This window comes from Parafilimonas sp., from assembly GCF_051953455.1.
Classification (GTDB): Bacteria; Bacteroidota; Bacteroidia; order Chitinophagales; family Chitinophagaceae; genus Parafilimonas.
The window spans coordinates 117,160-130,946 of the sequence record NZ_JBQCIT010000053.1; the positions used below are offsets into that span (position 1 = coordinate 117,160).

A 13,787-nucleotide genomic window follows, 5' to 3' on the forward strand; every position below is an offset into this window, starting at 1 on the left:
TGTTACCACTTAAGCTGAACTTTTACGCCATCAGGGTTGTTATCAAATTGAAGGAATAATGTTTTGGAGCTTTCATCCCAGGAAGATTGGGCGTTGTTTATCACCTTGCCTTTATTGTCTGTAACAATAATTTGCTTTGCATTCTCCGGCAACAAAATGCGCATTACGTTGTTTGTATTAACAGGGCTTTTTGCAACGAACGAATATGTTCTTCCTTCAATCTTCTCATCGTAATTTCTTGATGCGGAAGCCAGCACCTGCGGTTTATTTTTATCTTTAATGCGATTGATGTTAAATAACAACGATTGCTCACCAGGCTGCACATCTTTGGATACAAGCACCGGCAATTTTGGATCGAACAGATCAATTACAGGACCGTTGATATGATAGGGCTCTGCATTCGCATTTTCATCCATCACCGAAATAATATCGAAAGGGCCACGCTCTAAATAAAAATTATTTTTTATTATAAGCTTTCCTGCTTTTGCATCAGCCTCATAAGCCTGCTTAATAATGTTCATATAAGCAGTGTCGTTATTTTGCTTCAACACAAATTCTTTTGGATTTTCTTTTATCACATACACCGTTCCCTTACCAACTGTGAATTTTTCTTTGCCAGATAATGGATCAATATGCAATAACTTAAACAAGTGCGCTGACGGTGTTTTGTATTGATTGCCTTTTGTATTCCACCATTCCATTACAGATTGATAAGGGTCATCATCTTTACCAACATAAATTAATACGCCACCTTTCTTTACCCAGTCTGCAATATGCTGGTGCACTTCAGGCTTATCTGGTTTCATATTGCTGTAACTCATCACCAATACTTTTATATGGCCGAGTGTTGCAGCATAGGCAAGATTTTCAGCATGCACGGTTTGCACGGCAATACCGCGTTTAACAAGCGGTAGAGTTTGTCCGTAGAAATTAGAAAACTGCGGGTCTTCATAACTATTATGTGTTGGAAAACGCTGAAACATTAATGAATTGCTCATCAGTACGCCAATATCATTTACGCCATTTATTTTGTTGGATGATAACGGCATTTTGTTCAGCACATTTATCATCACCTGCATTTGTGTTGAATAATATTTTGGTATCAACACAGCAGAATCGCTGTTAGCTAATTTATAAGGCCGTGTGTATATTCTTTCGGGCCAGGGCATCACTTCGTAATTATCAACAGTGGGATATAATATTTGCGCCGTGAAAGTGGCCTGGTAATTTTTTTTATAATCTGCCCAGTCTCTTGGCCAGTCTTCAATAGGGTCAGTTAAGAAAAATAATTTTCTTTTTGTAGGCGCCGTCATAGAAAGCATAGAACCATATTCGAGGAAAGCATTTTCAAAAACACGCTCTCTTTTTTTTCCATTAAAATAAACGGGCTCCCGCGAAGTGCCCGTCCAAACCTGTGCGATATAACCATCAATGCCGGGCAATGATGCAAGGCTTGCTTCGGGGCTTACAATCTGCCAGGATGAATAGTTAACCAGCGAATGTGTTGGTATATATACTTTCACCTCTTTAGCCTTGCTTTTTCCATATTGCTTTGCATACGCTGAAACCTGGTCTATGGCATTATAAAACAAATGGTATTTTAATTTATTGGAGAGATAGGTATTCTCCGGCGATGCATCCTGAGGCCGCCAGTCGAAACCATAATATTTTTTCCATTCATTTTTAAATGGTTCGCTATAACCGGCACGCGCCCAAAACTCAGGCTCTTCTAAAAAGATGTTTGTAATACCTGCATCAATAACACGCTTAATAACTTTCTCTTTCATGTAATCAATGAATGACTGAACCGGCACCACATAAGGCATGTTACGACCGTGCATGATGGTATCGCCTTTTAAGGTTACCTGGCCCACGCCGAGATGATTTTGGCCATCCCATTTGCCCAGGAAATAATCGAAGTATTGTCCCCATGCAATACCCGTCATAAAATCAACCTGGTAACCTCTTTCCTTCCACGATTTTACACGTTCTTCAAAAGGCGCCTGGTTTGTTTCACTCACACCATAAACAATAGCAGCATCTGCCCGCACATCTATTTCCGGTATCCAAACATGCGCCGTTTGAAAGGTTGTTTTCTGCCTTGGATTTTCCTTTGCCGGATTATATGATTGCGCTATTAACGATGAAACAGTAACGATGCAACCAATTAATATATATATTCTTTTCATCCAAAAATTCTTTGATTTTTTATTTGCCGAATGGCCTCCTCATCTGTTTATCTCCGGTGTATTAAGCTTCCTATCAAGTTGGCTTCATACTAAACTGTAGAAAGCCATTATAAAAAAAGGGCAGGGTTGATGTATGACTGCTGACCTTATTAATACTTAACCAAACTGCTATTTGTTTAGGTGTAAAAAGTTTCTGCTAATAATACTGAAGCAATCTCCATTCTGTTATCTGGATAAGGTCAGAACCACCGTTTTCGGTGATGTATAACCTGTAATAAGAATAGGCTTCAGTTGTACTGAAATCAAACCGGCGCGTTAATAACCTGTCAGAAAAACTTTCGTTTGTTCGCGTATCCAAAGTTGTCCAGTTTACACCATCATTAGAGCCCTGGAACTGCCAGGTTTTAGGATCTCTTTCCGGTGCATCGTTGCCGGATGTAATTGTGTAAGCATCCAATTTCTGGGCAGAAGACAGGTGCAATTGTGTCCAGAAATTTGGATTATAATCGAATGATAAAAACTTAGTCCCATAATCATTATCTACCAATTTTTTGGAACCTTCACCGGCATCTGCACCACCTGAATTTTCATCGCTCACCGTTAATGTGCCGGTTGATGTAAGATCTCTCGACCGGGTTAACAATGTATCAAGCTTAAAATATGCAATGGATAAGGACGAATCTATTGCACCTGAAGATGCGCTAACCAGCCGCACAGGCAGCAAATAGCGTACACCAAATGAGAGCTTGCTGCCATCAATCATTATCTGCATGGAATCGGTGCTGGTTTTGCCCGCCGGAATAATACCGGTGGTGGAAGTAACGGTGTAGGCATCTGCAGGTATTGCATGATAGCTATATCCTAAATAAGCAGCATTGCTTGCATTGTATGCTGTAACCAGTGAGGTATCAACCTGGAATTGTACTGTAATGTCAGATGAAGCGGATTTAAACCCTGAATAAGCTGCGCCAAAAGTTATGCCCTGTATTGAATCAACTTTATATATTGTCATAGTGGCCCGGTCCTGGTAAGCCTGCGGCATATAAATGGTGCCTTCCTGCGGCGAAACCAGGTCGTCGTTTTTTACACAGCTTGCCATAACCAGCGCAAAAAGGAAAAATATAATTGTATTGAAGGAAAAGTTGTGTGGCAACTTTTCCTGTTTATTTAAACAACTCATGTATCTGATTTTTATTTGTGATTGAACAAAATATTATTTCAGGAATTTACCATCCCGGGTTTTGCACGAGGTATTGGTCTTTTAATATTTCATTGTTAGGTATGGGCCACAAATAATCCCTTTGTAAAAAGCGCCTTTTCTGAATCAGGGTTTTTTCATAAAAATCATCCCCGTTAGCAAATACATTCATACCATAAACATCCTGTCCCATTGTTTGCGGTGCTATTTTCCACCTGCGTAAATCAAAATAACGTACATTCTCAAAGGCAAGTTCCACCTGGCGTTCGTGCCTGATTATATCCCTTATACCAGTTTGGGTTGTTGGTACCGGAATTTCACCCGTACCACCGCCATAAACCGGAATACCAGCCCTTTGCCTTATCATGTTTACATATTTCAAAATATCGGGATTGCCGGGGTCTGTTTCATTTAAAGCTTCTGCATAGTCGAGGTAAATTTGCGCAAGCCTTAAATAAACCCAGCCTCTCCTGCTGCCATCATTTGTAAGTTGTTTGCGGATTATATAACCAGTAGAGGTTACATCCCATGTACTTTGTATTCTGCCTGAATTACCACTTTGTTCAAAAACAGGAATTACTTCATCTGCGCTCTGCCCCTGGTTTTGCCAGTAACTTTTGTTGTAAGTAACGCCAACGTAAAAACGTGCTTCCCTGTTTGTCCACTGGTTAAAGGTTGATCTTTCTTTTACATCAGAGGGAGATTTAAAATCGGAAAAACCTGAACTTTGATAATCTGAATTTGGATTTGATATAGGATAACCATTCCTCATAAAATAAGCATCCACCATAGATTGGTTTACGGCAAGAAAGCCTGCGCCTTTTGAAACAGAGCTGCCATAACCAACAAGTTTCGGCGTAATATCATATTGATAATCGCCAACCCCATCGCACATGGCCTTGCCCCATATCCATTCTTTGTTCCAATCGTTTGTTATCACATTTTTGCAAGATTTATAAGCCGCCACATAAGGATCGGCATCGCTTTCTGTATATAAACCATATGTGCCGCCATCAACAAATTCATCTAAAAAATCTTTACCGGCCTGCACGGCAAGTTTCCATTTGTTAGGATCGTATGTCTGGTTTATAAGTTGCTGGCCATCTTTATTTTTAAGTGTTGATAATTCTGTATTACCATTAAACAAAGGGCTTGCAGCCAGCATTAATGTTTGAAATTTGTAAGCTTTACAAACACCGGTGGTTATACGGCCCCATTCATTATCCAACGGCATGGCAGGAGACTGCGGGCTGCCTGCAACAGATTGCTTTATTTCATCATAAGCACTATCTAACTGGGTTGTTACATACAGCACGCAGGAATCGAATGAGGTGCGGGGGAAGAATATTTCATCGCCTGTTCCATTTACCGGCACCACATCTTTAAGAATAATTACGGGCCCGTACAAACGCATCATCCAATAATAAAATATGGCACGTAAAGCCCTTGCCTCGCCTTTGTAATGCATCCTGAGCAGCGCAGAAACTTCATCAGGATTTGCATTGTCTATTTTACTAATAAAATCGGTAGCTGTTCTTACCGGTTTGTACCAGTTTGTCCAATAGGTGCCGCCAACGTTATTGTCCCAGGTACTTTGGTTAAGGCTGTTGGACATAACCCATGATAATGACCAGTAATTGGCCTCGTCTGAAGCGCCTGTCCACGGGCCCGCATACCGGCTGGGTGCAAACCTGCTTGAAAATTCGTCAGGTATATTGGTGTATATCTGTGCGAGGTAAGCATTGGTATTTGCAAGCGATTGAAATATATCTTCTTCCTGCAAAATATTATCGGGTATCTGGTCTAAAAACGACTTTTTACAGGAACCTAAAAAAACAATGCTGAATATAAATGCAACAAGTATTATTTTATTTTTCATTACTATTAAATTAGTTGTTACAGATTAGAAATTCATTTGCAGGCCAACAGACAGGTTTCTTGTATTGGGGTAGTCGCTGCCGCTTCCGGTGTTCATTTCCGGATCCCATAATTTGAAAGGACTCCAATACAATAAATTAACTCCTGACAGGTAAATGCGTGCATTTTTCAGCCCTATGCTTTTAAATGAACCACTTGGCAAATTGTATCCTATATCAAGTGTTTTAAACCTTATGAAACTAATATCCTTCACCCACCAGGTGCTGGGCTGATTGTTGTTATTAACGGTTGTTCCTACGCCAAGGCGTGGATAAAACGGGTTTTCTGCATGATTTTCTTCTGTCCACCGATCAACAACATTGGAATAAGAATTACCATCATTACCGCTGGCAGAAAGGGGTACCCTGGCAATACCGTCAAGCGTACGGTACGCGCCTGAAACCCCCTGGAAGAAAGCGCTGATATAAAACTGGCCTACATTAAGATTTACACCAAAACCATAGGTAAGGCTTGGCACATCGCCCCTGCTTATTTTTGTTTGATCATATATATTTACAACACCGTCTCCATTGAGGTCTTTGTATTTTATATCCCCTACACGAGGATTGCCCAATGCTGTCTGATCGGCCCAGTTATCAATCTCTTTCTGGCTTTGAAACAGGCCATCTGCCACATATCCAAATTGGGATAAAATATTCTGCCCCCTTCTTTCCTGGTAAGGATCGGCAAAAGGCGCCTGCCTGTTTTCCAAAAGCACATCCTGGTTGTAGGAAAAAGTTCCCCTGAAAGAAATAGAAGATTTCCTGCCCAGGTTTATTGGAAGCAATTCTACTGTTCCATCAAAACCCGAGGCATTAACTTTACCATAGTTACCAACCGGGTTGTATTGCAGGCCTGCATAGTCAGGGAAATCGGCCCTGTCGAGAAAAACACCCGTTCTTTTCGACCTGAAATAATCCAATACGAAAGTAAGTTTATTGTTAAGCACGTTAAACTCAAGGCCAAGGTCTTGTGTATGTGCAGTGGCCCACGACACATCTGCGCCGTATTGGGAAATATTGATACCGGAAATATAACCGGTATTGTTGTTTGGCGTACCAAACCATATACCCTGGGCTCCGGTGGTGATAAGCGTTAAATAACCAAAACGCAAGCCCGTACCCGGTGCGCCTGCAATACCATTGGAATAACGCACTTTAAAGAATTGAAACACATTGGAAAGCGGCTCAAAGAATTTTTCTTTTGACAGCACCCAACCTAAACCAACTGAAGGAAAGAAGCCAAATCTTTTTGATGGCGCATAATCTTCCGACCCGTTGTAGCCTGCATTAAATTCAACAAAATATTTATCCTTATAAGAATAAGTAACCTTGCCTGCATAGTTCTGCTGGCGGTGCGGTATATAATCGCTGAGGTTGCCGGCAAAAGGGTACAACTGGCTTAGCTGGTTATACACCAGCATGGAGTAGATATGATGATCGCCAAAAGTATTATCATAAGTTACCTGCCCTTGTGCCGTAAACTGGCGGTTAGCATCATTGGCATTACCAAAATTCAGGTTGTCTGAACCTGCAATCATTTGCTCAAGGTTTAAAGAACCATCAGCGTTGTAATGATCTACCTGGTTAAGAAAATAGATGCTTCTGGAGCGGATTCTGTACTGGGTAGAAGAATTCCAAACATCAAAAGAATACAAACCACTTACAGATAAGCCCTTCACCCAAAAACTTAAATCCTGGCTAAGGCTTGCATTGGCATTTAATTTAGAAGTAAAGTATTTAGAATAACCAGTTTGGGTAACCGCTGCCCATGGATTGGGTGAAGGCGAAGAACCATAGGCAACACCAGAAACGAGGTTGCCGGGGTACATTGGCGGATAGAAGACAGGGCTGGCATTCATGGCTTGCACAAAAGCTTGTTTCGCTCCTTTGTTACTTTCATTATTATTATCCGTAGATATGCCCGGCTGATTAAAATTAGTGATATAGCCACTGAGACCAAGAAAAAATTTAGTGGTTTTAGTCCATTTCATATCAACGTTAGAAGTGAAATTATACCGTTGAAAACGTGTACCGGCATCATAATTAACATCGGGCGACGTCTTTAATAAAGAAGATTCATCATAATAGGCAAGCGAGGTATAAAACTGTGTATTTTCAGAGCCACCTGTTGCGCTGAAATTCAGGCGTTTGTTGGAGGAAGTACTTTTAAACAGGTAATCCAGCCAGTTAACATTTGGATATACATAGTGGTTTGCAGCAGGTGAAAGTGTGCTATCTATATAATCCTGTGTAAACTGCGGCTGCAGTCCCGATGCAACCATAGCTTCATTTTTTAAATTCATATAGGTTTTTGCATCGGCCATTTCGGGCGTTTTTGTAAAAGCGGTAATTCCCTGGTTATAATTTACCATAAGGTTTACTTTACCTTGTTTACCTCGTTTTGTAGTAATAAGAATAACACCATTTGCACCCAATGATCCGTACACGGCTGTTGCCGCAGCATCTTTTAAAATGGTAAAAGTGGCTATATCTTCCGGGTCAATACTGTTAAGGTCGCGGCCCTGTACACCATCAATAATTATCAGAGCGGCGCTGCTGCTCCTGCCAAAACTTTGTATTCCTCTTATCCATATATCCGCAGTATTGCTACCTGGCAAACCAGAGCGTTGTACACCAATCAAGCCTGAAATACGGCCGGCCAACATGGTACTTATATTGGCAACAGGATGCTGAAGATCTTCTGCTTTTATAGTTGCCTGGGCGCCAACAAGGCTAACTTTTTTCTGTTTGCCGTAACCCACCACCACCACATCTTCCATGCTGCCGCTTGGGGCATTCAGGATTATGTCAAGGTAAATACGGTCGCCAATGGCAACTGTTTGGGTGCTGTAACCCACATAAGAAAAAGAAATAGAATCTCCCTGTTGGGCATTGATGGAAAATGCACCCTTCTCATTTGTTACAACGGTTTTACCCGTTTTCAGGTTTATGGTTGTAACGCCCTGCAACAAATTATTCAGTTCGTTATGCACTACACCGGTAATGGTAAGCTCCTGTTTTGTTTGCTGGGCACTGCTTGTTGAGCCGAGCAATAAAATGAAACATAGAAAGAGCAGCAGTTTGTACTTTCTTTTTTGCAAGTAAAATTTCATCAGGCAATTGTTTTTCAAAATGATTAATATGCCGGATAGGTTCCCGGCAATGATTCTATTGGCAATAACAGTTCTGGCTTTCAGTTATTTTCGGATAAAGCAAGCCGTCGTTTAACGGTGTAATTTTATTGGACAGGGTGTTAAAAAAAGGGTTAAAAGCCGGGTTAATGGTCAAATATTTTTAGTTAACCTTAACAATTAGGCCTTTTTTTGTTAAAAAAAACAATATGAAGAGGACTATAAATTGATGTCTTCAAATTTTAAAGGGCAATCGTCACCCAGGGAGCGTTTATATTCATCTGCGTGCAGGTCAAAAATCTTACGTGCATAATCCGCACCTTTTAATTTCTTTAGTACGGCTATTTCGTATTTGAGGGCTTCTTCATTAAACGGCTCTGTTTTTAAAATATACCTCGAAATTTCCAGGGCTTGTTTTAAATTATTGGCGTCATAAAACAGCTTTACTTCGCGCATCAGGAGGTTAATTAACCTGTGCTCATATTCATACTTCACCTTTTCCAGCCAGGTATCATGCATTTCATGTAGCAGGCCGCCCCGTAAAATCAAAGGCAGGCTTACATCAGTAAATTCACCGTGGTCTAAAATTTTGGAAACAAAGGCATAATCACAAAAAACCGTTTCATCCAGCTTAAAGAAATAATTATCACCTGAAAAATTAAGTTCAAGCCCACTGATATTACTAATAACATTTCTTAAATGATTGAACGTTACGCCGCGTATGTTTTTGGTTTTTGCGTACTCTTTATCAGGCCATAAGGCAGACGAGATTTTTCTTGAGCTGATGCCTTCACCGTTAATGCTGTTGAGTAATATCAGCGCAAAAAGCTGTTTGATCTTTGGGCTGAACAGATGGGTTATATCCATCCCTTTTGCATCATATACTAAGAAATCGCCTAATATATAAATTGCATTTTGGGTAATCTGATTAACTGCAGCCTCCGTTTCCGCAGGTTCATTCTCCATTTCAGGAACCATTAATGGCCGAACAACTGCTGCCTGGCTTTGGCCTTTTTTTCTTCTCAATAATATAATTCCGGCTATAGCGCTAATAATAAACACACCTGCAATGATGTAGGGAATAAAATTCTGCGAAGGCTTTTCAGGCTCGAGGGATTGCAGGTAAAGCGCCCTGCTTAACGGTGGCCCCTCCAGTGAAAATACTTTTATAGCAGAGTTATGCCTGTCGGTAAACTCTTGTACGGTGCAAAAAAATTCATTCGTATTGCCGTCAAAAAAAAGATTGATGTCAGATTCTATGCGCTCGGAAATAACCGGTATGGGCGCACTTACAATTTCATAGCTGCCATCTTTAATAGAAAACTTATACAGTGCTAATGCTGTTCTGGCCATCTCATGCGGATAGCACAACGCATAAAAATATTGTTTGTCGGGCGACAGGATGAGGTTGTTGGCCGGAACAAACACGCCGCTGTCAGGTTGTATTTCCCAACACTTCTTTATTGTGTGATTTTGAACATTGATCCTGTAAAGGTCATAATATTGTTTGCCGCCAATAACCTGGTTGCCCGATTCATTTCCATAACCACCAAATAAAAATATTTCGTTGGGCTTGTCGGAAAGGCCGGTGGCAGAAAAGAAACGCGGCGTTATTTTATCGCCGGTAAAGGTTTGCGGCTGCCAGGTATCTGTTCGTTTATCGTAGTACAAAAACGTGTTGTGATATTTATAATTTCCATAGCCGCCAAAAAGGTAAATGGTATCACCGGTGGCATCATAGAAAATATTATGATGATGCAACTGGTTTGGCAGCGTTGCTTTACCAACCGTTTGCCATTCAAGATTATTCAGGTCGAGATTGAGTGATGCTATGGAAGGCTGGCCTGCCTGCACATCAAACAATTCATAGATATAAGCCCTGCTTTCTTTGGTATTAAGAATGTTTTTGCCCAGCACCATATTTACGGGCATTGCGTTTTTATACTGCCTTGCCACCAGGTCTTTATTTTGTGCATTATAAGTTATGAGCGAATCTTTTGAAAAAATGGAAAGGTTTTGATCAAGCGGGTTGAAATTTAATCCTGCTACCTGTTTAAATGGACGGTTGAAAACCGGTTTCCAGAAATATGATTCGCGGGTAAGCCAAAACGGGTTATCCACGTAACCAACAATATTGCCTTTTTCATCGTGCACATTGTTGCCGCTCCATTCATTCAATGGAAAGAAGTAATTTTTTTTATTGTCACTTACCGAAAGGTTTTTAATAGCGATATGCGGCACTTCAGTATATAAAGGATTTTTGCCAAATACCAGCCTTGCTGTTATTTTATCATGTAATCCTAATTTGCTGGTCTGATAAGTTTTATTGTTAACGGCAATTGCCACTTCATCTTTGCCCAGGTTAAAATTTATTGCCACTTTCATCCATTTCTTTCTTACCAAAAGCGACGGCTGTAGCGGAATTTTAATTTTATTGCTCCTCGCATCAATATTAAAATTGAGATAACCGGTATCATTATTAAAAAGATAGCTAAGGCTGTAAGAGTTTTCTTTATCGGCCACATTTAATATGTATCCAAGGTTGGATCTGTCCCATACAGAAAGATCAAAGCTTATTAAAAGATGATGGCTAAAAGTGGCATTGCCATTAAAAACATTATAGGATGTACGTTTTATAAGCAGGCTGTCATTAGCATTAAATTGCAATCCTTGAGCTTTTGTATGGAAAGCGTTTATAAGTAGTAATAATATATAAAAAAGGTTAGAACGACGTTTTAACAGGCCCATCTTTCAGCATTATAATAAGAAGCAGTTGCAGAATATCAAAGTTATAGTAACAGGCAATAAGCAGAAGGAACTAAAACCGGATAATTTGTAACAACAAAAACTTAGCTTATACAGAAATCCGTTTGCCGGCAGGTCTCTGCTTAAGATTATAAACTGCGGAATTCTATTTAAAGCAGGAGAACTGGCAGGGTGGAATGAATTTCTCCCTGCGACATACAAAAATGATATTCCAGCGTTTTTAATGTTCCAGGCAGCTAAATACTATTTTATAAAATTCAGGATGCGATTGCCAGGTTTTGCCTGTTACAATTTTACCATCCTGTACGGCTTCATCGTTTTTTACATATATGCCGCCACAGGCTTCTACTTCAGATTTTACATGTTCATAGCAGGCAATATTTTTTTTATCTACAAGGCCAGCGGTTACCAATATTTGTGTGCCATGGCATATAGCAAAAACATATTTACCTGTAGTATAGAATTCTTTTACAATTTTTATGACACGTTCATCATTGCGCAGGTATTCAGGCGCTCTCCCGCCGGGCATAAGCACGGCTGTATAATCAGCAGTGTTTACGTCATCAAAAGAAATATCAGCCATTACTAAATAACCTTTTCTTTCCACATAAGTATCCCAGCCCGGTTCAAAGTCATGCATTACAAGATTCATTCTTTTTACGGCGGGTGCTGCAATAACCGGCGTATAACCGGCTTCCCGCAACCTGTGGCTGGCATATAAGATTTCAAAGCTTTCACCGGCATCTCCGGTAATGATGAGTATCTTTTTTAGCATAGCAATAATTTGAAAATTATAATCAAAAGCTATTTTACGGGCTAAAGATAAATGATTGATACGGCTGAAAAAATAATTGCTTAAAAACCGGCAAACAGCTTATTGTAGATAGCATCATTAAAGTATTAGGGAAATAAAGTATGTGCCGTAACCGGGTTTTTACCAAGTTACTTATTACTCTTTGCACTTAGCTTCGCAATGGGTTATTAAGTATTGTCTGATACTGTTTGCTACCCCGCCCAACCTTCCCTGTCCAGACTCCGGTATTGAATAGCTTCGGCGAGATGCTCCACTTTTATATCAACACTACCCGCAAGATCGGCAACCGTACGACTTACTTTTAATATGCGGTCATAAGCGCGTGCAGATAAATTTAATTTTTCCATAGCGCGTTTCAACAGGTTTTCACCGGCTGTATTGATTACACAAATTTCCCTTAGCTGCTTGCTGCTCATTTGTGCATTGGCATACATACCTTCAATACCCTTATATCTTTCCGTCTGAATTTCCCTTGCTCTTATTACCCGCTCCCGGATAACTGAAGAAGATTCGCCTTTTGCCTGCATATTGCTTAATTCACTGAAGGCAACCGGTGTTACTTCCACATGCAGGTCGATGCGGTCCAATAATGGCCCGGATATTTTGTTGAGATATTTCTGAACAGCACCGGGCGGGCAGGTGCACTCTCTGTCGGGATGATTATAAAACCCGCAGGGGCAGGGATTCATAGAGGCGATGAGCATAAAACTCGCCGGGAAATCTACAGCCACTTTTGCCCTTGATATGCTTACTTTTCTTTCTTCCATCGGCTGGCGCATTACTTCTAAAACCGTGCGCTTGAATTCAGGTAACTCATCCAAAAACAAAACGCCATTGTGCGCTAAAGAAATTTCACCCGGTTGCGGAATACCACCGCCGCCCACCAGTGCCACATCACTGATGGTATGGTGGGGCGAACGGAATGGGCGCCGGCTTATTAAGGAACTATTCTCCGGCAACTTCCCCGCTACGCTATGGATTTTTGTTGTTTCCAGCGCTTCATATAAACTCAATGGCGGAAGAATGGTTGGCAGTCTTCGCGCCAGCATGGTCTTGCCTGCGCCGGGCGGGCCAATCAATATAGCGTTATGGCCACCGGCCGCAGCAATTTCCAAAGCACGTTTTATATTTTCCTGTCCTTTTACATCATTAAAATCTACATCAAACTGTTGCTGGGCATCAAAAAATTCTTCCCGCGTATTTACTTCAACAGGCTTTAAAGAACTTTCATCTTTAAAAAATCCCACCACTTCTTTTATATGATTTACACCATAAACCTTTAAGTTATTTACCATGCCCGCTTCCCGCTCATTGGCTTTGGGAACAATCAATCCTTTAAAGCCTTCTTTTCTCGCCTGAATGGCAATGGGCAAGGCACCTTTTATAGGGCGAACCGTTCCATCCAAACTCAGTTCTCCCATTATTATATATTCAGCCAACCGCTCGGGTTCTTCAATTTGTTCGCTGGCGCCCAGCACGCCAATGGCAATGGGAAGATCAAAAGCAGAGCCGCTCTTTTTTATATCAGCAGGCGCAAGATTCACCACGATCTTTATGCGTGGCATATACCAGTCGTTGGTTTTAATGGCGCTTTCCATGCGCTGCAGACTTTCTTTCACCGCATTATCAGGCAGGCCAACAATCGTATAGTGTTGACCGGCGCTTACATTTACTTCAATTGTTATGGTGATTGCTTCAACGCCATAAACCGCGCTTCCAAAAGTTTTCACAAGCATAAACAGAAAGGTTTAGTGTATGATAGGCATTATT

7 protein-coding genes are annotated in these 13,787 nt (G+C 40.8%); all 7 read right to left on the reverse strand.

Features of this window, described 5'->3' with window-relative positions:
• Positions 1-2: 2 nt before the first annotated feature.
• The 7 genes from ACTHN6_RS19075 to ACTHN6_RS19105 all read right to left on the reverse strand — a co-directional run bounded on the left by ACTHN6_RS19075 (position 3) and on the right by ACTHN6_RS19105 (position 13,753).
• Complete coding sequence (locus ACTHN6_RS19075) at positions 3-2,189, reverse strand: hypothetical protein (RefSeq protein WP_440437373.1); 2,187 nt, start codon at positions 2,187-2,189, stop codon at positions 3-5.
• A gap of 196 nt (positions 2,190-2,385) precedes the next feature.
• Complete coding sequence (locus ACTHN6_RS19080; protein WP_440437374.1) at positions 2,386-3,369, reverse strand: BT_3987 domain-containing protein; 984 nt, start codon at positions 3,367-3,369, stop codon at positions 2,386-2,388.
• Between the two features lie 46 nt (positions 3,370-3,415).
• Positions 3,416-5,266 (reverse strand): RagB/SusD family nutrient uptake outer membrane protein, encoded by a 1,851-nt coding sequence (locus ACTHN6_RS19085; protein WP_440437375.1) that lies wholly within the window; start codon positions 5,264-5,266, stop codon positions 3,416-3,418.
• A gap of 24 nt (positions 5,267-5,290) precedes the next feature.
• Positions 5,291-8,419 carry a SusC/RagA family TonB-linked outer membrane protein gene (locus ACTHN6_RS19090; protein WP_440437376.1) on the reverse strand — a complete coding sequence of 1,043 codons (3,129 nt, stop codon included), beginning with the start codon at positions 8,417-8,419 and terminating at the stop codon, positions 5,291-5,293.
• A 237-nt stretch (positions 8,420-8,656) separates the two neighbouring features.
• Positions 8,657-11,104, reverse strand: a complete 2,448-nt coding sequence (locus ACTHN6_RS19095; protein WP_440437377.1) for a Kelch repeat-containing protein — start codon at positions 11,102-11,104, stop codon at positions 8,657-8,659.
• A gap of 319 nt (positions 11,105-11,423) precedes the next feature.
• On the reverse strand, positions 11,424-11,978 hold the full coding sequence (locus ACTHN6_RS19100; RefSeq protein WP_440437378.1) for a DJ-1/PfpI family protein: 555 nt from the start codon (positions 11,976-11,978) through the stop codon (positions 11,424-11,426).
• Between the two features lie 230 nt (positions 11,979-12,208).
• Positions 12,209-13,753 carry a YifB family Mg chelatase-like AAA ATPase gene (locus ACTHN6_RS19105; protein ID WP_440437379.1) on the reverse strand — a complete coding sequence of 515 codons (1,545 nt, stop codon included), beginning with the start codon at positions 13,751-13,753 and terminating at the stop codon, positions 12,209-12,211.
• Between the last annotated feature and the right edge of the window lie 34 nt (positions 13,754-13,787).

Bases quoted from the DNA above. Each gene is read 5' to 3' on its own strand.
- ACTHN6_RS19075 (WP_440437373.1), bottom strand. From the start codon at position 2,189: ATGAAAAGAATATATATATTAATTGGTTGCATCGTTACTGTTTCATCG.
- ACTHN6_RS19080 (WP_440437374.1), bottom strand. From the start codon at position 3,369: ATGAGTTGTTTAAATAAACAGGAAAAGTTGCCACACAACTTTTCCTTC.
- ACTHN6_RS19085 (WP_440437375.1), bottom strand. From the start codon at position 5,266: ATGAAAAATAAAATAATACTTGTTGCATTTATATTCAGCATTGTTTTT.
- ACTHN6_RS19090 (WP_440437376.1), bottom strand. From the start codon at position 8,419: ATGAAATTTTACTTGCAAAAAAGAAAGTACAAACTGCTGCTCTTTCTA.
- ACTHN6_RS19100 (WP_440437378.1), bottom strand. From the start codon at position 11,978: ATGCTAAAAAAGATACTCATCATTACCGGAGATGCCGGTGAAAGCTTT.
- ACTHN6_RS19105 (WP_440437379.1), bottom strand. From the start codon at position 13,753: ATGCTTGTGAAAACTTTTGGAAGCGCGGTTTATGGCGTTGAAGCAATC.